Source organism: Pseudomonas sp. UBA7530 (genome assembly GCF_002479365.1).
In the GTDB taxonomy this organism is placed as follows: domain Bacteria; phylum Pseudomonadota; class Gammaproteobacteria; order Pseudomonadales; family Pseudomonadaceae; genus Aquipseudomonas.
Genome location: NZ_DLMS01000001.1, coordinates 386,674 through 406,407 on the forward strand (window position 1 = coordinate 386,674; position 19,734 = coordinate 406,407).

At 61.9% G+C, this 19,734-nt stretch carries 13 protein-coding genes; 8 read left to right on the forward strand and 5 right to left on the reverse strand.

Annotated features, from left to right (window positions below; all coding sequences use genetic code 11):
- The first annotated feature begins 148 nt into the window (after positions 1 to 148).
- A complete protein-coding gene (locus B2U07_RS01855; RefSeq protein ID WP_275544891.1) occupies positions 149 to 1,717 on the forward strand; it encodes a LysM peptidoglycan-binding domain-containing protein in 1,569 nt (522 codons plus the stop codon).
- Here B2U07_RS01855 and B2U07_RS01860 read toward each other — a convergent pair whose 3' ends face one another.
- Positions 1,718 to 3,139 carry an HDOD domain-containing protein gene (locus tag B2U07_RS01860; protein WP_419096304.1) on the reverse strand — a complete coding sequence of 474 codons (1,422 nt, stop codon included), beginning with the start codon at positions 3,137 to 3,139 and terminating at the stop codon, positions 1,718 to 1,720.
- Between the two features lie 168 nt (positions 3,140 to 3,307).
- Between B2U07_RS01860 and B2U07_RS01865 the strand changes: the two genes are divergently transcribed.
- From B2U07_RS01865 to B2U07_RS01895, 7 genes are all read left to right on the forward strand, one after another.
- A complete protein-coding gene (locus tag B2U07_RS01865; protein WP_275544889.1) occupies positions 3,308 to 5,137 on the forward strand; it encodes an extracellular solute-binding protein in 1,830 nt (609 codons plus the stop codon).
- Positions 5,134 to 6,981 carry an extracellular solute-binding protein gene (locus tag B2U07_RS01870; protein ID WP_275544888.1) on the forward strand — a complete coding sequence of 616 codons (1,848 nt, stop codon included), beginning with the start codon at positions 5,134 to 5,136 and terminating at the stop codon, positions 6,979 to 6,981. Before B2U07_RS01865 ends, B2U07_RS01870 begins: the two co-directional genes overlap by 4 nt.
- 1 nt (position 6,982) lies before the next feature.
- On the forward strand, positions 6,983 to 8,056 hold the full coding sequence (locus B2U07_RS01875; RefSeq protein WP_197856385.1) for a microcin C ABC transporter permease YejB: 1,074 nt from the start codon (positions 6,983 to 6,985) through the stop codon (positions 8,054 to 8,056).
- 2 nt (positions 8,057 to 8,058) lie between these two features.
- Complete coding sequence (locus B2U07_RS01880; protein ID WP_197856384.1) at positions 8,059 to 9,078, forward strand: ABC transporter permease; 1,020 nt, start codon at positions 8,059 to 8,061, stop codon at positions 9,076 to 9,078.
- Between the two features lies 1 nt (position 9,079).
- Positions 9,080 to 10,717 carry an ABC transporter ATP-binding protein gene (locus tag B2U07_RS01885; RefSeq protein WP_275544887.1) on the forward strand — a complete coding sequence of 546 codons (1,638 nt, stop codon included), beginning with the start codon at positions 9,080 to 9,082 and terminating at the stop codon, positions 10,715 to 10,717.
- A gap of 4 nt (positions 10,718 to 10,721) precedes the next feature.
- Positions 10,722 to 11,516 (forward strand): enoyl-ACP reductase FabI, encoded by a 795-nt coding sequence (gene fabI / locus B2U07_RS01890; protein WP_197856382.1) that lies wholly within the window; start codon positions 10,722 to 10,724, stop codon positions 11,514 to 11,516.
- Positions 11,517 to 11,764: 248 nt separating this feature from the next.
- Positions 11,765 to 13,312 (forward strand): phospholipase D family protein, encoded by a 1,548-nt coding sequence (locus tag B2U07_RS01895; RefSeq protein WP_275544886.1) that lies wholly within the window; start codon positions 11,765 to 11,767, stop codon positions 13,310 to 13,312.
- A gap of 54 nt (positions 13,313 to 13,366) precedes the next feature.
- On the opposite strand, the gene B2U07_RS01900 is transcribed toward B2U07_RS01895, so the two are convergent.
- From B2U07_RS01900 to clpX, 4 genes are all read right to left on the reverse strand, one after another.
- A complete protein-coding gene (locus tag B2U07_RS01900) occupies positions 13,367 to 15,214 on the reverse strand; it encodes a SurA N-terminal domain-containing protein (protein ID WP_275544885.1) in 1,848 nt (615 codons plus the stop codon).
- Positions 15,215 to 15,408: 194 nt separating this feature from the next.
- Positions 15,409 to 15,681, reverse strand: coding sequence for a nucleoid-associated protein HU-beta (gene hupB / locus B2U07_RS01905; protein WP_003239952.1), 273 nt, complete (start codon positions 15,679 to 15,681; stop codon positions 15,409 to 15,411).
- A 134-nt stretch (positions 15,682 to 15,815) separates the two neighbouring features.
- Positions 15,816 to 18,212: an endopeptidase La gene (gene lon / locus B2U07_RS01910; RefSeq protein ID WP_296275603.1), complete on the reverse strand. Its 2,397-nt coding sequence runs from the start codon at positions 18,210 to 18,212 to the stop codon at positions 15,816 to 15,818.
- A 149-nt stretch (positions 18,213 to 18,361) separates the two neighbouring features.
- Positions 18,362 to 19,642, reverse strand: coding sequence for an ATP-dependent Clp protease ATP-binding subunit ClpX (gene clpX / locus B2U07_RS01915; RefSeq protein ID WP_090428603.1), 1,281 nt, complete (start codon positions 19,640 to 19,642; stop codon positions 18,362 to 18,364).
- Between the last annotated feature and the right edge of the window lie 92 nt (positions 19,643 to 19,734).

The following is a 19,734-nucleotide window of genomic DNA, read 5'->3' on the forward strand; positions in this document are numbered from 1 at the left end:
CCCGGCGATGATGTCGCTGGCTCACTTCGCTCGCGGCATCGCCGTGCCAACCTGAATGCAGGTCACAAAAGGCTGGCGAAAACTTGACCACCCCCGCTTCGGTTCCTAGAATCGCCCGACCTTTTCGCCGGGACAGCCCCCTCGCCCAATGCCTGCATCATCACCTAAACCATTGAAATTAAAGGCATTGGTGCGAAGCGCTCGAGCGCTCGCGGTGATGTGCAGCCTGATCCTGGCCGGCTGTCAGAGCCTACCCAGCGACTCGCCGGATCGCTCTACCGACACCTCCCGGGCCGTGGGCTTGCAGCCTGAGCCTGAGTGGCTCGACAGCGAAGTCAAACCGCACGAATACAGCGACATTTGGGATCGGGTGCGCGACGGTTTCAAGCTGCAGGATGAAATCGGCATCAACCCGCGCATCGAACGCGTGCGCCTGTGGTACGCCAGCAACCCGAAGCATGTCGACACCGTGAGCGAGCGCAGCGCGCCTTATATTCACTACATTGTCGAGCGCCTGGCCGAACGCGACATGCCGATGGAGCTGGCGCTGCTGCCAGTGATCGAAAGCGCCTACGACCCACAGGCCTACTCCTCGGCCCACGCCGTCGGCCTCTGGCAATTCATTCCCTCCACCGGCCGCCACTTCAACCTGCGTCAGACCAATTGGTACGACGGCCGCCGAGATGTCACCGCCTCGACCGAGGCTGCACTCAACTATCTGAGCCGCCTGCACGAAATGTTCAATGGCGACTGGCTGCTCGCCCTGGCGGCCTACAATGCCGGCGAAGGTCGTGTCAGCCGCGCGATCGAGCGCAACGAGAAGCTCGGCCTGCCCAGCGACTACTGGAACCTGTCGCTGCCCAAGGAAACCGAGGACTACGTGCCCAAGCTACTGGCGCTGTCGCAGGTGATCCTGACGCCCGAAGCCTTCGGCGTGAGTCTGTCACCGATCGCCAACGAGCCCTACTTCGAACAGATCGCCATCAAGCAACACATGGATCTGGCCCGCGTGGCCAAACTGGCTGACCTGGAGGAGCAGCAACTGCTGCAGCTCAACCCCGCCTACAAGCGCGGTATCACCCTCGACGGCCCACAGCACCTGCTGGTACCGACCGATAAAGCCGAGCTGCTCAGCGCCAACCTGGCTCTGATGAAGCCGCAGGAACTGGTCGATTGGCAGAGCTACAGCGTACGCTCCGGCGACAGCCTGCACGCCATCGCCAACCGTCATCACCTGTCGGTGAAAATAATCAAGGACGTCAACCGTCTGAGCAGCAACAACCTGAGAATCGGCCAGGTGCTGACCATTCCCGCCAAGCCCGGCAGTATGCCGAACGAGCCGCTGTACCAGCAGCGCAACGTTGCGCAAAGCGCTGCCAGCCGTACCTATCGGGTGAAGAATGGCGACAACCTGTGGCAAATCGCGCGCAGCAATCAGGTGGCTGTGCATGACCTCAAGCGCTGGAACAAGCTGCAAGGCAATCAGCTGAAAGTCGGCCAGGTGCTCACCCTGGCGGCCAACGCCCCTCAGGCTCCCGCCACAACGCGCAGCAGCGCCAGCTCGCGGGACAAGGCCACCTACTATCGCGTGCAGAGTGGCGACTCGCTGTACGTGATCGCCAAACGCTTCAAGATCGATCTCAAACGCCTGCAGGCCTGGAACCCGCGCAGCAACAAGCTGCGTCCCGGGCAGATGCTGACCCTCTATCTGCCCTGATCAGCGCTTGCTGATGGCCTCCAGGCAGCGCCCCGTCAACTGGGTGAAGCGCTGAAAGGCGACGAACTGCTCGTGTCGTAGCGCTCGCCCGGAAAGCCGACTGTCGGCGTAAAGCACGCCGATCTCCCGCGTGCCGGCGATGATCGGGGCGATGAAGAACATGCCATTGCCCAGGCTGCGCCGAATAGGCTGGGTCACCAGCTCGGCGAGGTTGTAGCTGGCAGGCACCCCCATCCAGATCGCTTCACGATGGCGCAGCGCATAACTGAAGATATGCGGCTGCTCTGCCTGCTCGGCCGGCAGCACGAAATCCTGCAGCCATTGCTCGCTCTTGTCGCCAATCACGCGCTTGGCGCGAAAGCGGCTTTGCCCTTCGGCCAGCACCGTGAGCATCACCCGCTCCAGGCCAGCGCCACGGTGTAAGCCCTTGAGCAGGGTATCGAGCACCAGGCCGACATCGGCCCGGGCGCTGATCATCAGGCCCAGGTCCTGCAATGCCTGCTGCATCACCAGCAGGTCGGGTTGCAGCAGACGCGCCTTGCGTTCTTCCTGCTGCAGGCGGATCTGCTCGGGATCGGTATTGGGAATAAGCCGGCACAGCTTGCTGGCGCCAAAGGTCGAGGCCACCTTGACCGCTTCCTCGGCGCTGGCCAGCACCTGCTGTAGGGCGTCCTCGGCGCTGAGGTCGACGAATGCCGCCATCTTCGCCAGCACCGCCTCCATCTCCGGCGACTCCCAGCCCTGCAGCGCGGCCTCGCTGATGCGTACCCCCAGCTGCACAGCGTATGCCGCCGGGTCGTGCTGGTTGGCGCCGGCATGGGCGAGGCTGACCGTCTCACCGAGGTTCCAGCTTTTCACCAGCCCTTGGGTGAGCTGCCGGAAGCTGGTGCCGAGCACCTCGCGCACCACCTCCTCGACCTCGACTCCGGGCTGCGCCAGGGCTGCGGCCAACTCGTCCGCCTGCTCGCCGCCACAGCCCCAGAATGCCAGCTCGCCCAGATGATGGAGCAAGGCGGCAATGAACACTTCCTCGGCATGCCTGGAGAGCACGTAGCCGGCAATGTTGCGCGCCTGCACGGCGGCGTGAAAGGAGCGTGCAAGCAACTCCTGCAGTTGCTCGCGCGGGGCGCGCGTGAGCAAGCCGTCGATCAGGCTCACCGACAAGCCGATCAGGCGCACGTTGTCGAAGCCGATCAGCACGATGGCCCGCGAGATGGTCTTGATGGTTTCCTGGGACGGGTTGTAGTAGACGCTGTTGCCGACTCGCAGCACCTTGCTGGTCAGCGCCGCATCACGCAGCAACACCTCGGCCAATTGCTGCACCGAGGCAGAATCCTGCTGCGCGAGGCGTTGCAGATCCTGCACCACGGCAGCCAGTGCGGGCAGTTCTGCTTGGTTCAGGCGATCGATCCATGACTGCAAACCATGGCTTCGTTCCGACAATTTCGTACCCTCATGGCGTGTCCGTGAAGTGTATGCCAAAGTGCCGCTACTGCTCACTCGCCACGGCGCTCTTTTTCCTGCCCAGACAAGCTGTTACTGTACGGCCCCAGAAGCCCAAACGCCGCCAAGGATCGGATCTCACGCCCGATGCGTCCCCTCCTCCTGCTGTTCCTCAGCCTGGCCTTGAGCTTTCCCGCCTCTGCGACTATCAGCGAGAGCCACGGCTACGCCCAGTTCGGGACACTCAAGTACCCCGCCAGCTTCAGTCATTTCGACTGGGTGAACCCCGATGCGCCCAAAGGTGGCACGTTGCGCATCATGGCGTCCGGCACGTTCGACACGCTCAACCCCTACACGCTCAAGGGCAGCAGCCCGATCTCGACCGCACATTTTCTGCAGTACGGCGTCAACGAGCTGAACGAACCCCTGATGGTCGGCACCGGTGCCTACGATCCGTCGGGCGACGAGCCCGCCTCCAGTTATGGCCTGATCGCCGGGAGTGTCGAGTACAGCGAGGACCGCAGCTGGGTGGTGTTCAACCTGCGCCCCGAGGCGCGCTTTCACGATGGCAAGCCGATCACCGCCTACGATGTAGCCTTCTCCTATCGCCTGCTGCGCAACGATGGCCATCCGCAGTACCGCACCAACCTGCAGGAAGTGAAGCGCGTCGACATCCTCGGTCGTCACCGCATCCGCTTCGTCTTCAAGCGCGCCGGCAATCCGCTGCTGATTCTGCGCCTGGGTGAACTGCCGGTGCTGCCGCAGCACTACTGGAAAGACCGCGACTTCAAGACCACCACCTTCGATGCGCCGCTGGGCAGCGGCCCGTATCGCATCGTCCAGGTGGTACCGGGCCGGCGTCTGGTGTTCGAGAGGGTGAGGGACTGGTGGGGCAAGGACCTGCCGGTCAATCGCGGCAAGTACAACTTCGACCGTATCGAAGTGGAGTTCTACCGCGACAACCATGTTGCCTTCGAAGCGTTCAAGGCCGGCGAATTCGACTTCTACATCGAGAACCAGGCGAAGAACTGGAGCAACGGCTATCGCTTCCCGGCCGTTGCCCGTGGTGAGGTGGTGCGCGCCGAGATACCGCACCAGATCCCGACCCAGACCCAGGCGCTGTTCATGAATACGCGCCGCGCCCTGTTCAGCGACCGCCGCGTGCGTGAAGCGCTAGGGCTGATGTTCGACTTCGAGTGGACCAACCGCACCCTGTTCAACAACGCTTACGTGCGCGCCGCCAGCTACTACCCCAACAGCGACTTCTCGGCCACCGGCAAGCCCGAGGGCGCCGAATGGCTGCTGCTTTCGCCGCACCGCGACAAGCTGCCGGCACGCCTGTTCACCGAGGCGCCGACACAACCGGTAACCGACGGCCGCGGCATTCCCCGGGAAACCTTGCGCCGCGCCCTCGGTCTATTGGCCGACGCCGGCTGGAAGCCCTCCGGCCAGGAGCTGCGTAATGCGCGTGGCCAACGCCTGGAGTTCGAGATCATGCTGGTCAATCCCAGCCTCGAACGCATTCTCCAGCCTTACGTCGCCAACCTAGCCAGCCTCGGCATACGCGCCAATCTGCGTACCGTCGACCGCGCGCAATACAAGCAACGCCTCGACCAATTCGACTACGACATGATTCTGCTGACCCTGCCACAAACCCTCAGCCCGGGCCTGGAGCAATCGCTGTACTTCCATTCCAGCCAGGTGAATCTCAAGGGCGGCAAGAACTACGCAGGCGTCAAGGATCCGGTGGTCGACGAGATGATCGACAAGCTGCTCTCGGCACAGACCCGCGACGAACAGATCGCCGCCACACGCGCCCTGGATAGGGTGCTGCTCTGGCAGCACTACAGCATCCCCAACTGGTACATCAATTATCACCGCCTGGCGTACCGTAACCGGTTCGCCTTCGTCACCACGCCGCCCTACACCCTGGGCCTGCGCACCTGGTGGCTGAAGCCCACGGAGAACGCTCGATGATCCACCCGCTGCGCAGTTTCCTGCTCCACGGTAGCAGCCTCATCCTGCTTGGCCTCACCGGCCTCGCCCTCGCAGCCCCGCAGCATGCCGTCACGCTTTATGACGAGCCGCCCAAGTACCCCGAGAACTTCACGCACTTCGAATACACCAATCCCGAAGCCCCCAAGGGCGGGACCTTTCGCGAGGCGGGCTTCGGCGGCTTCGACAGCCTCAACCCGTTCATCAGCAAGGGCGTTGCCGCCGACGATATCGGCCTGATCTACGACACCCTGGCCGTGCAGAGCATGGACGAGCCGTTCACCGCCTACGGCCTGATCGCAGAGAAGATCGAAAAGGCGCCCGACAATGCCTGGGTACGCTTCCTGCTGCGCAAGGAAGCGCGCTTTCACGACGGCACGCCGATCACCGCCGAGGACGTCAAGTTCACCTTCGATACGCTGATGGAAAAAGGCGCGCCGATGTACCGCGGCTACTACGCCGATGTCGAGCAGGTGGAGGTGGAATCACCGCACAGCGTGCGTTTCGTATTCAAGCATGCCGGCAATCGCGAGTTGCCGCTGATCGTTGGCCAGCTCCCGGTCCTGCCCAAACACTGGTGGGCAGAACGCGACTTCGCCAAAAGCAATCTCGAAGCGCCTCTGGGCAGCGGCCCGTACAAGGTCGGCCGCGTCCAGGCCGGTCGCAGCATCCGCTACGAGCGGGTCAAGGACTGGTGGGCCAAGGACCTGCCGGTAAGCCGCGGCTTCTACAACTTCGATACCATCCAGATCGACTATTACCGCGACAACACCGTAGCACTGGAGGCGCTGAAGGCCGGCCAGTTCGACTATTGGCTGGAAACCAGCGCGAAGAACTGGGCCACCGCCTACAACACCCCGGCCGTCGCCAACGGCCAGTTGATCAAGGAAGAGATTCAGAACCGCAACCCGACCGGCATGCAGGGTTTCATCTTCAACACCCGCCGGCCACAGTTTCAGGATCGCCGCGTACGTGAGGCGCTGGGCCTGCTGTACGACTTCGAATGGGCCAACAAGCGCCTGTTCAACGGCGCCTACTTCCGAACTCGCAGCTACTTCGACAACTCCGAGCTGGGTTCGCGCGGCCTGCCCGGTGAAGACGAGCTGGCGATTCTCGAGCCGCTGCGCGGCAAGATTCCGGCCGAGGTGTTCAGCGAGGAATTCCGCGTACCGGTCACCGATGGCAGCGGCATCATCCGCGAGCAGCAGCGCCGCGCCTACCAATTGCTGCAGCAGGCGGGATGGCGCATCGAAGGCGATCGCATGCTCGACGCCAATGGCCAGCCGGTGAGTTTCGAGTTCCTCTTGGCGCAGACCGAGTTCGAACGCGTGCTGCTGCCTTTCAAGCGCAACCTGGCCGACCTCGGCATCGAGATGGTGATTCGCCGCGTCGACGTTTCGCAATACATCAACCGCCTGCGCTCGCGTGATTTCGACATGATCGTCGGCGGCTTCGGCCAGTCCAACTCGCCGGGCAATGAGCAGCGCGAATACTGGCACTCCTCCAGCGCCGACAACCCTGGCAGCCGCAACTACATCGGCCTCAAGGACCCGGCCATCGACCAGATCGTCGAAGAGCTGATCAATGCCGACTCGCGGCAGGATCTGATCGCTCATACCCGCGCTCTCGATCGCGTACTGCTGTGGGGCTACTACGTGATCCCCAATTGGCATATCAAGACCTGGCGCGTGGCCTACTGGAACCATTTCGAGCATCCGAAAGGGACGCCGCTCTACGATATCGGCCTGCATACCTGGTGGGTGCGTCCGGACCTCGAGAAGCCAGACGACGCGCAGCAACAGGCGACCGAAGAGGCGCAGCAATAACATGCTGGCCTACATCATTCGCCGCCTGCTGCTGATCATCCCGACCCTGTTCGGCATCCTGGTGATCAACTTCGTCATCATCCAGGCCGCGCCCGGCGGCCCGGTGGAACAGATGATCGCCAAACTCGAAGGCTTCGATGGCGCCACCAGCCGCATTGCGGGAGGTGGCAGCGAGGTTTCCGTAGCCGGCTCCAACTATCGCGGCGCGCAGGGCCTCGATCCCAAGCTGATCGAAGAAATCGAGAAGATGTACGGCTTCGACAAGCCGGCGCCGGAACGCTTCTGGATCATGCTGAAGAACTACGCCCAGCTGGACTTCGGCTCCAGTTTCTTTCGCGACGCCAAGGTCATCGACCTGATCATCGAGAAGATGCCGGTATCGATCTCGCTCGGGCTGTGGAGTACGCTGATCATGTATCTGGTCTCCATCCCCTTGGGCATTGCCAAGGCCACTCGCCACGGCAGCGCCTTCGACGTCTGGACCAGCTCGGCGATCATCATCGGCTACGCCATTCCGGCCTTCCTCTTCGCCATTCTGCTCATCGTGCTGTTCGCTGGCGGCAGCTACTGGGACTGGTTCCCCCTGCGCGGGCTGACCTCGAACAACTTCGAGCAGCTCAGCCTCGGCGGCAAGATTCTCGACTACCTGTGGCACCTGGTACTGCCGGTCACCGCCCTGGTCATCGGCAACTTCGCCACCCTGACCTTGCTGACCAAGAACAGCTTCCTCGACGAGATCAACAAGCAGTACGTGATCACCGCCCGGGCCAAGGGCCTGACCAACCATCGCGTGCTCTACGGTCACGTGTTCCGCAACGCCATGCTGCTGATCATCGCCGGCTTCCCCGCCGCGTTCATCGGTATCTTCTTCACCGGCTCCCTGCTGATCGAAGTGATCTTCTCCCTCGAAGGCCTGGGCCTGATGAGCTTCGAGGCAGCGATCAACCGCGACTATCCGCTGGTGTTCGGCACATTGTTCATCTTCACCTTGCTGGGACTGGTCGTGAAACTGATCGGTGATATCACCTACACCCTGGTCGATCCGCGCATCGACTTCGAAAGCCGGGAGGGTTGAGCATGAAACTGTCGCCCCTCAATCGGCGCCGCCTCGATCGCTTCAAGGCTCACAAACGGGGCTGGTGGTCGCTGTGGCTGTTTCTCATCCTGTTCGGCCTGAGTCTCGGCGCCGAGCTGATCGCTAACGACAAACCGCTGGCCGTGCGCTACGACGGCGAGTGGTATTTCCCGGTGCTCAAGCGCTACCCGGAAACGGTGTTCGGCGGTGAATTCCCGCTGCAGGCCAACTACAAGAGCCCCTATATCCAGGACCTGATCGCGGCAAAGGACGGCCGCATGATCTGGCCGCCGATTCCCTTCAGCTATTCGAGCATCAACTACGACCTGGAAGTGCCCGCTCCGGCGCCGCCTTCGGCGCAGAACTGGTTGGGCACCGACGATCAGGGCCGCGACGTGCTGGCACGGGTGATCTACGGCTTTCGCATCTCGGTGCTGTTCGCCCTGACCCTGACCCTGGCCAGCTCGGTGATCGGCGTGATCGCCGGCGCGCTGCAAGGCTTCTACGGCGGCTGGGTCGACCTGCTCGGCCAGCGCTTTCTGGAGATCTGGTCGGGCCTGCCGGTGCTCTACCTGTTGATCATCCTCGCCAGCTTCGTGCAGCCGAACTTCTGGTGGCTGCTGGGCATCATGCTGCTGTTCTCGTGGATGAGTCTGGTGGACGTGGTGCGCGCCGAATTTCTCCGCGGCCGCAACCTGGAATACGTGCGCGCGGCGCGAGCGCTGGGCATGGGCAACGGGGCGATCATGTTCCGCCACATCCTGCCCAATGCCATGGTCTCGACCATGACCTTCATGCCCTTCATCCTCACCGGCGCCATCGGCACCCTGACCGCCCTGGACTTCCTCGGTTTCGGCCTGCCACCCGGCGCACCCTCGCTCGGCGAGCTGGTCGCCCAGGGCAAGAGCAACCTGCAAGCGCCCTGGCTGGGCATCAGCGCCTTCGCCGTGCTGGCGATCATGCTGAGCCTGCTGGTGTTCATCGGCGAAGCCGCCCGCGATGCCTTCGACCCGAGGAAATGACATGAGCCAGAACGAAACCCTGCTACAAGTTCGCGACCTGGCCGTCGAGTTCGTCACGGGCGACAACTGCCAGCGCGTGGTCGAAGGCGTCAGCTTCGACATCCGCAAAGGCGAGACATTGGCCCTAGTCGGCGAAAGCGGTTCGGGCAAGTCGGTCACGGCGCACTCGATCCTGCGCCTGCTGCCCTATCCGCTCGCGCGCCATCCGCATGGCAGCATCGAGTACGCCGGCGAAAACCTGCTCAAGCTCGGCGAAGGTCGCCTGCGCGGCATCCGCGGCAACCGCATCGCCATGGTCTTCCAGGAGCCGATGACATCGCTTAATCCGCTGCATACCATCGAGAAGCAGATCAACGAGGTGCTCGCCCTGCACAAGGGCATGCGCGGCAAGGCTGCCAGTGCACGCACCCTGGAGTTGCTGGAGCTGGTCGGCATCCCCGAACCGAAGAAGCGCCTAAAGGCCTACCCGCACGAACTCTCCGGCGGCCAGCGTCAGCGCGTGATGATCGCCATGGCCTTGGCCAACGAGCCGCAACTGCTGATCGCCGACGAGCCGACCACCGCACTGGACGTCACGGTTCAGCTGAAAATCCTCGAATTGCTCAAGGATCTGCAGGCGCGCCTGGGCATGTCGCTGCTGCTGATCAGCCACGATCTCAACCTGGTTCGCAGAATTGCCCATCGCGTATGTGTCATGCAGCGCGGTCGCATCGTCGAACAGGCGTCGTGTGAACAATTGTTCCAGGCGCCAGAGCATCCCTATACCCAGGAACTGCTCGGCGCCGAGCCCAGCGGCGAACCTGCGGCCAACCCCGCGGGCCAGCCGTTGCTGGAAGTGGACGACCTGCGCGTGTGGTTCCCGATCAAGAAGGGCCTGCTGCGCCGGACGGTGGATCATGTCAAAGCGGTAGACGGTATCAACTTCAGCCTGCCCCAGGGCCAGACCCTGGGCATCGTCGGCGAAAGTGGTTCCGGCAAATCTACCTTGGGCATGGCCATCCTGCGACTGCTCACCAGCCGCGGTGATATCCGCTTCCACGGTCAGCAGCTGCAGGGCCTGAGCCAGCAGGAGGTACGCCCGCTGCGCAGGCAGATGCAGGTGGTGTTTCAGGACCCTTTCGGCAGCCTGAGCCCACGCATGTCGGTGAGCCAGATCGTCGGTGAAGGTCTGCGCATTCACGGCATGGGCAACGAGGCGGAACAGGAACAGGCGATCATCGACGCGCTTTTGGAGGTAGGACTGGATCCGCAGACGCGGCATCGCTACCCCCACGAGTTTTCTGGCGGGCAACGGCAGCGGATTGCCATTGCCCGGGCACTGGTGTTGAAACCGGCGCTGATCCTGCTGGACGAGCCAACTTCGGCGCTCGACCGCACGGTGCAGCGTCAGGTGGTGGAGTTGTTGCGCGGCTTGCAGGCCAAGTACAACCTGACCTATCTGTTTATCAGCCATGACCTGGCGGTAGTCAGAGCGCTGAGCCACCAATTGATGGTGGTCAAGCAGGGCCAGGTGGTCGAACAGGGGTCTGCAGAGTCGATCTTCAGCGCACCGCAACACCCTTATACGCAGCAGTTGCTGGAAGCCGCTTTTCTGGCCCCGGCAACGGCTCACTTATCCTTGAAACAGGAAGAGGAATAGCACAATGGGTTTTCTAACCGGTAAGCGCGTACTCATCGTTGGCGTTGCCAGCAAACTGTCCATCGCCTCGGGTATCGCCGCGGCCATGCACCGCGAAGGTGCCGAGCTGGCTTTCACCTACCAGAACGAGAAGCTCAAGGGCCGCGTGGAAGACTTCGCCGCCGGCTGGGGCTCCAGCGCCGACCTGTGCTTCCCCTGCGACGTGGCCAACGACGAGGAAATCGCCGCGGTATTCGAAGCGCTGAGCAAGAAGTGGGACGGCCTCGACTGCATCGTCCACTCGGTAGGCTTCGCTCCGGGCGACCAGCTCAATGGCGACTTCACCGACGTCACCACCCGTGAAGGCTTCAAGATCGCCCACGACATCAGCGCCTACAGCTTCGTCGCCCTGGCCAAGGCCGGTCGCGAGATGATGAAGGGCCGCAACGGCAGCCTGCTCACCCTCTCCTACCTGGGTGCAGAGCGCACCATGCCCAACTACAACGTCATGGGTATGGCCAAGGCCAGCCTGGAAGCCGGCGTGCGCTACCTGGCCGGCAGCCTCGGCCCGGAAGGCACCCGCGTCAACGCCATCTCCGCCGGCCCGATCCGCACCCTGGCCGCCAGCGGCATCGCCAGCTTCCGCAAGATGCTGGCTGCCAACGAAAAGCAGACGCCGCTGCGCCGCAACGTCACCATCGAGGAAGTCGGCAATGCCGGCGCCTTCCTCTGCTCCGACCTGGCTTCGGGCATCAGCGGTGAAATCATGTACGTCGACGGCGGCTTCAACACCACCGCCATGGGCGCCATGGAAGACTGAGGAAGTCGCCGGGCATCGCACGCAGAATCGTGCGTTGCCCGCCCCTGCTGCACCTCAGGCACGGCCTGGCCATGACTGACTCCAACGCCGCACATTGCTCAGCAAGTGCGGCGTTGTCGTTTCTGGCTTATTGTCAGAACTCCGATCATCGACATTTCATTCGCCTCCCGAACCGAAACGCCATCAAGGCCGGCACGCTTCAGCGCTGGCGTTGTCCTAGCTGGGAAGCCTGGAACCGAGATGGGTCGATGATCCGAACAAATACATGGCGAGCCTGCCTGATCACCGCGCTGTGCAGCCTCACGCTCGGTTGCGCCCTGCCGCCGCTGGATGGCCGTAGCGAGAGCCAGGCCTTCACCCAGGCCGAAACGGCTGATACCACCCTTGGCCAGGCGCTGGGCAGCCAACAGGACTCCCATCCCGGCCTGTCCGGCATCCTTACGCTGGCGGCTGCCCGCGATGCCTTCGCCGCGCGCATGCTCCTGGTCGAAGCGGCCGAACGCAGCCTCGACGTTCAGTACTACATCTGGCGTAACGACATTACCGGCACCCTGCTGCTCGATGCCCTGCTCAGAGCCGCCGAACGAGGCGTTCGCGTCCGCCTGCTACTGGACGACAACGGCATTGCCGGCCTCGATCAGACCCTGAGCACGCTCGATCGCCATCCCAACATCGAAGTGCGCCTGTTCAATCCTTTCTCCCTTCGCAAGGCTAAGGCGCTGGGCTACCTGACGCACTTTTCCCGCGCCAATCGGCGCATGCACAACAAGTCCTTCACCGTGGACAACCAGGCCACCATCATCGGCGGGCGCAATATCGGCGACGAATACTTCGAAGCCAGCGAGGGCGTACTCTTCGCCGATCTGGATGTTCTGGCAATCGGGCCGGTCGTGGCTGATACCTCGACCGACTTCGATCGCTACTGGGCAAGCGAATCCAGCTACCCCCTCGAGCTGATCGTGCCGCGTGACCGTAGCGCCCCACAGCCCCTGCACGATCTCGCGGCCGATCTCTCCAGCTCATCGGCAGCCAGCGGTTACATTAAAACTCTGCAGGAAAGCGAGTTCATCCAGCGCTTGCTGGATAAGCAGTTGACCTTCGAATGGAGCGAGACCACGCTGGTCAGCGACGACCCGGCCAAAGGGCTTGGCAATGCCAGTGACGGCGAGCTGCTGATCGGCCACCTGGGCGAGATGCTTGATATCCCTGAAGCCCGGGTCGACCTCGTCTCCCCCTACTTCGTCCCGACGCAAACCGGCGTCGATATCTTCACCGGCCTGGTACAACGCGGCGTCGAAGTGCGCATCCTCACCAACGCACTGGAAGCAACCGACGTGACGCCCGTACATGCCGGATACGCCAAGCGCCGCCGTGCGCTGCTCGAAGGTGGCGTCAAGCTCTACGAAATGCGCCTGGGCGCAGACGACGAAGGGCACCGGGAAACAGCCGGGCCGTTCGGCAGCTCCGGCTCGAGCCTGCACGCGAAAACCTTCGCTCTCGATGGTCAGCGCGTTTTCATCGGTTCATTCAACTTCGACCCACGCTCCGCGAAACTCAATACCGAGCTGGGTTTTCTCATCGAAAGCCCGCAACTGGCCGCCGCCATTGGCCGCGCCTTCGAAACCGATATCCCGGCCAATGCCTATGAGCTGGGCCTGGACGAAAACCACCGAATCTACTGGCTGCAGCGCCAGGATGGCGAGCAACACCGGCTCTATAGCGAGCCCGGCACGGGCCTGCTCAAACGCCTCGGCATTCACCTGCTTTCCTGGCTGCCCATCGAATGGCTGTTATGAGCCAGAAACGAGAAAGCCCCGCGCTTGGCGGGGCTTTCTCGTAGCGGACAGCGATCAGAACCGCTCGACGTCTGCCTTGGCTTCCAGCTGCTTGCGCAGCGCGGCGAAGTCCTGCTGACCGGCACGCGACGCCAGGAAGTTGCGGTACATGGCGAGTTCTTCTTCAGCCAGCGCTTCTTCCGGCACGTTCACGCCATCGAGACGCAGCACGACGTAGTCGCCATTGTTCAGCGTCACCCCGGCAAAGGTCGGCTCACCCGCCGTGGCAGGCTTGGGCATGCGGAACAGCGCCTGCAGCACCTTCGGCTCGATGCCGTCCTGGCTGCGCGTCGCCGCTTCCTGCACCTGCCACTCAACACCAGCAGCCTCGCCCGCCTCGGCAGCGGCCAATTGCTTCTCGCCTTCGGCCTTGGCAGCAGCGGCAGCGCGCTCCTGCAGCAGGTGACCGCGAATGCTCTCGGCAACCTGCTCCATTGGCAACTGCTCGGGCTTGTTGTGCTGTTTCACGCGCACGACAACTACGGTACTCGGGTCCAGCTCGATGGTCGAACTGTTGGCACCGTCTTCCAGAACGTCGGGGCTGAAGGCAGCCTGCAGTACCTGACGATTGGCGGTGATGCCGGTAGCGCCTCCTTCACGACCGAAGGCTTCGCTGGTCTTGACCTCAAGCCCCAGCTCCTGAGCTGGCTGAGCCAGATCCGATGCCTGGAACGCGGCATCTTCCAGTTGCTTGGTCGCCTCGACGAAATGCTGTTCGACCTGCTGCGCCTTGAAGTCATGCGCCAGTTTGTCCTTGAGGCTGTCGAAGCTCGGCACTTCAGGTGCCTGAACACCCAGCAACTTGATCAGGTGCCAGCCGAACTCGCTCTTCACGGGCTCGGAAACGTGGTCCTGCTGCAGCGCATACAGCGCCTCTTCGAAGGCCGGGTCGTACACGCCAGGACCGGCGTAACCCAGGTCACCGCCATCGACGGCCGAGCCCGGATCCTGCGAGAACTCCTTGGCCAGGGCAGCAAAATCTTCGCCGGCATCGACACGCTTCTTGATCTCTTCGATCTTGTTGCGCGCAGCTTCGTCGTCGCCTTCGATGAGAATGTGCGCCGCCTGACGTTGCTCGGCCAGATTGGCGATTTCGCTCTCGTACAACGGCTTCAGGTCTTCATCGCTGACTTCGACCTGGTCGAAGAAGCTGTCCTTCTGCAGTTCGACGTATTCCAGCACGACTTGCTCAGCGCTCATGAACTCGCCGGCGTGCTCGTCGTAATAGGTTTTGACGTCACTGTCGCTCAGCTCCACCGCAGCCGGATCGGCCTTGATGGTCAGGCTGGCGAAATCGCGGGTCTGACGCTCGAGGTTGGCGAACGCACGCGCCTCCTGCTCGGTGACGAAGCTGCTGGCGCCAAGGCCGGCACGCAACTGGCCGATCAGCATTTCCTCTTCCAGCATCTGACGGAACTGCAGGCGGGTGTAGCCCATCTGGCGAATGACCTGATCGAAGCGCGCGGCATCGAAGCGGCCATCCACCTGGAATTCGGGAGTCTGCAGAATCACCTGATCCAGCGAGCCTTGCGAGAAGGCGAAGTGAGCATCGTCGGCTGCCTGCAGCAGCAACTTGCGCTCGATCAGCCCTTTGAGCGAAGCCTCACGCAGCAGTTTTTCATCGAGCAGCGAGGCGTCGAAATCACGACCCAGTTGCTGCAGGAGCTGACGGCGCTGCATTTCAACGGCCTGATTGAGCTCGTTGAGGGTAATGGTGTCACCGTTCACGTCAGCCGCATTGTTGCGGTTGCTGGTCCCCGTGACGATGGCTTCGAAACCGGTAAAGGCCATCAGCATGACGATGAGGCCGATGATGATTTTGGCAATCCAACCGCGTGAATTGTCCCTGATGTTTTGCAGCATGCTTCCCCCAGAACGACTGTACAGAGTCACCAGCCGCGCAGTGTGGGTAATGTCCAGATAGAAGAAAGGCGCATCCGTGGATGCGCCTTCTCGTAACGCGTTAAGCGGTCAGTGCAGAAAAGTCTTCGACTTCCTGCCCTGCCTCCTAACAACCGCCAGACAGAGCCTGACGGCGAGGCAAACCCGGAAGACGCTTAGTTAACGGCGTCTTTCAGAGCCTTGCCAGCTTTGAAGCCCGGGATCTTGGCAGCAGCGATGCTGATCGGCTTGCCGGTCTGCGGGTTGCGGCCAGTGCGAGCAGCGCGCTCTTTGACAGCGAAGGTGCCGAAGCCAACCAGTACGACGGAATCACCAGCCTTCAGGGCGCCAGTGACGGATTCAATCACTGCATCCAGCGCGCGGCCAGCAACAGCTTTCGGGATATCAGCAGATGCAGCGATAGCATCGATCAGTTCCGACTTGTTCACTCTAAGTCCCCTTATTTCTGTTGAGTTGTTTCTTGATTTTTAGTGTAAGCAAAGCGGGTGCTGGATGGCCTGCCGACACAATAAGAGCCGCTTTATAACAAGGGCTCAAAAATTGTGTCAAGGAAGCCCCCCGGCTAATGCGTGCTGATTCGCTCCTTGGAATCAGTCTCGCGCTTGTCATCCGTTGCAACCATCTCGGGAGCCGCATCGGGCAAGGGCTCCGGGGCGTATTGCAGCGCAATTTGCAGGACCTCGTCAATCCATTTAACCGGTTTAATCTGCAGGTCTTGCTTAATATTTTCCGGAATTTCTTTCAGATCGCGCACATTTTCTTCGGGAATGATCACGGTCTTGATTCCACCCCGATGAGCAGCCAGAAGTTTTTCCTTCAAACCGCCGATGGCCAGCACCTGACCGCGCAGAGTGATTTCACCGGTCATGGCCACGTCGGCGCGCACTGGAATCTGTGTCAGCGCCGAGACCAGCGCCGTGCACAGGCCGATACCCGCACTCGGCCCATCCTTCGGCGTCGCACCTTCGGGCATATGGATGTGAACGTCGCGCTTCTCGTTGAAATCAGCGGGAATCCCCAGACTTTTTGCGCGACTGCGCACTACGGTCATGGCGGCCGTCATGGACTCTGCCATCACGTCGCCCAGCGAACCGGTCTTGATCAGCACGCCCTTGCCGGGCACCACCGCCGTCTCGATGGTGAGCAGCTCGCCACCCACCTGAGTCCAGGCCAGACCGGTCACCTGGCCGATCTGGTCCTGCTGCTCGGCAAGGCCGTAGCGATGTTTGCGCACGCCCAAAAAATGCTCCAGCGACTCTGCCGTGACGCGAACCTGGAAACGCTTCTCGCGCACGTGCTCCTTCACCGCCTTGCGGCATACCTTGGCGATCTGCCGCTCCAGGCTGCGTACACCCGCCTCGCGCGTGTAGTAACGAATGATGTCGCGGATGGCCGCCTCATCGAACTCCAGCTCGCCCTTCTTCAGGCCGTTGGCCTGCGTCTGCTTCGGTGCCAGGTACTTGATGGCGATGTTGACCTTCTCGTCCTCGGTATAGCCCGGCAGGCGGATGACTTCCATACGATCCAGCAACGGGCCGGGGATGTTCATCGAGTTGGCGGTGCAGAGGAACATCACATCCGACAGGTCGTAATCGACCTCCAGATAGTGATCGTTGAAGTTGTGATTCTGCTCCGGATCGAGCACTTCCAGCAGCGCAGACGCAGGATCGCCGCGCATGTCCTGGCCCATCTTGTCGATCTCGTCGAGCAGGAACAGTGGGTTGCGCACCCCGACCTTGGTCATCTTTTGAATCAAACGGCCCGGCATCGAACCGATATAAGTACGGCGGTGACCACGAATCTCGGCCTCGTCACGCACGCCGCCCAGCGCCATGCGCACGAACTTGCGGTTGGTGGCGGTGGCAATGGACTCCGCCAGCGAGGTCTTGCCCACGCCGGGCGGGCCGACCAGGCACAGAACCGGCCCCTTGAGCTTCTTCACCCGCTTCTGCACGGCGAGATACTCGAGGATGCGTTCATTGACCTCTTCCAGGCCATAATGGTCGGCATCGAGGATGCTCTCGGCTCGCGTCAGGTCGAGGCGCACCTTGCTCTCGGCCTTCCACGGCACATTCACCAGCCAATCGATGTAGGAGCGCACCACGGTGGCCTCGGCAGACATCGGCGACATCTGCTTGAGCTTGTTCAGCTCGGCATTGGCCTTGGTCAACGCTTCCTTGGTCAGGCCGGCGTTGTCGATGCGCTTCTTTAGTTCATCGATTTCGTTGTGGCCTTCGTCGATATCGCCCAGCTCCTTCTGAATGGCCTTCATCTGCTCATTCAGGTAGTACTCGCGCTGGCTGCGCTCCATCTGCTTCTTCACGCGACCACGGATACGCTTCTCGACCTGCAGCAGGTCGATCTCGGCATCCAGCAGCGCCAGCACGTGCTCCACGCGAGCGGACAGCGAGGTGATCTCGAGGATTTCCTGCTTCTGCTCGATCTTCAGCGCCATGTGCGCGGCCATGGTGTCGACCAAGCGGCTGGGCTCATCGATGCTGTTGAGCGAGGACAGCACTTCGGCCGGAACCTTCTTCCCCAACTGCACGTACTGCTCGAACTGACTGAGCAGGCTTCGAGTGAAAACCTCGGACTCGCGCTCGGCAGTCTCGCCCTCCTCGATCAACTGCACTTCAGCGCGGCAATGATCATCGAGCTCGATGAAACGCTCGATGGAACCGCGCTGCTCGCCCTCGACCAGCACCTTGACGGTACCGTCGGGCAGTTTGAGCAGCTGCAGAACGGTGGCAACGGTGCCAACGCGGTATAGATCCTGATCATCCGGGTCATCGACGGCCGGGTTCTTCTGGGCCACCAGCAGAATCTGCTTGTCACCCGTCATGGCTGCCTCGAGGGCCTCGATGGATTTCTCACGCCCGACGAAAAGCGGGATGACCATGTGCGGATAGACCACTACATCGCGCAATGGCAGGAGAGGCAATTCGATGGTTGTCTTCATGATTTCGGCTCAGCGGCGGCCATAAGGCCGTAAACAGGCGGGATTACCCTTGGCTTTTAAGATGGGGGTAGCTCCCGTAAAAAACAAGCGCAATGTCCAGAAAAGCGAAGGGGCCCAAAGGGCCCCTTCTTTGCATCGTGTAACAGCTGTCAGGCGTCTGGCGCGGCCTTCGCCGGCGGCTCGCTGTTTTCATAGATCAGCAGCGGCTTGGACGAACCCTCGATGACGCTCTCGTCGATCACCACCTTGCTCACGTCCTGCTGGGACGGGATTTCGTACATGGTGTCGAGCAGAATGCCCTCGAGAATCGAACGCAGACCACGCGCACCAGTCTTGCGCTCCAGCGCCTTCTGCGCCACGGATTTCAGCGCATCGGAGCGGAACTCCAGATCCACGCCTTCCATCTCGAACAGCTTGGCGTACTGCTTGGTCAGCGCGTTCTTCGGCTCGGTGAGGATCTGCACCAGGGCAGCCTCGTCCAGCTCTTCCAGCGTCGCGATCACCGGCAGGCGACCGACGAACTCGGGGATCAGGCCGAATTTGACCAGATCGTCCGGCTCGACCTCACGCAGGGATTCACCGATCTTTTTGCCTTCCTGCTTGCTGCGCACTTCCGCACCGAAACCGATGCCGCCCTTGGTCGAACGCGCCTGGATGACTTTCTCCAGGCCGGCGAACGCACCACCACAGATGAACAGGATGTTGCGCGTATCGACCTGGAGGAACTCCTGCTGCGGATGCTTGCGCCCGCCCTGCGGCGGAACCGAGGCGACGGTACCTTCGATCAGCTTGAGCAGCGCCTGCTGCACGCCCTCGCCCGACACGTCGCGGGTGATCGACGGGTTGTCGGACTTGCGCGAGATCTTGTCGATTTCGTCGATGTAGACGATGCCCATCTGGGCCTTCTCGACATCGTAGTCGCACTTCTGCAGCAGCTTCTGAATGATGTTCTCGACGTCCTCACCCACGTAACCGGCTTCGGTCAGGGTGGTGGCATCGGCGATGGTGAACGGCACGTTGAGCAGGCGCGCCAGCGTTTCGGCCAGCAGCGTCTTGCCCGAACCGGTCGGACCGATCAGCAGGATATTGCTCTTGCCCAGTTCGACATCGTCTTTCTTGTCGCGCTGGTTCAGACGCTTGTAGTGGTTGTACACCGCTACCGACAGCACCTTCTTGGCGCGCTCCTGGCCGATCACGTACTGATCGAGGATGGCGCTGATTTCCTTGGGTGCCGGGAGTTTGTGCGCGTTGCTCTCGGCCTGGGCTTCCTGCACCTCCTCACGGATGATGTCGTTGCACAGGTCGACGCATTCGTCGCAGATGAAGACGGAAGGACCGGCGATCAACTTGCGCACTTCGTGCTGGCTTTTGCCGCAGAAGGAGCAATAAAGCAGTTTGCCGTTGTCCTCACCGTTACGGGTGTCAGTCATTCGATCAATCCAATACGGTAGGCTTGAAACACAAGATGAAGGCAAATGCGGGCATTTTCAAGGGCGCAGGTCGCGTCATTGAGGGATGCCCG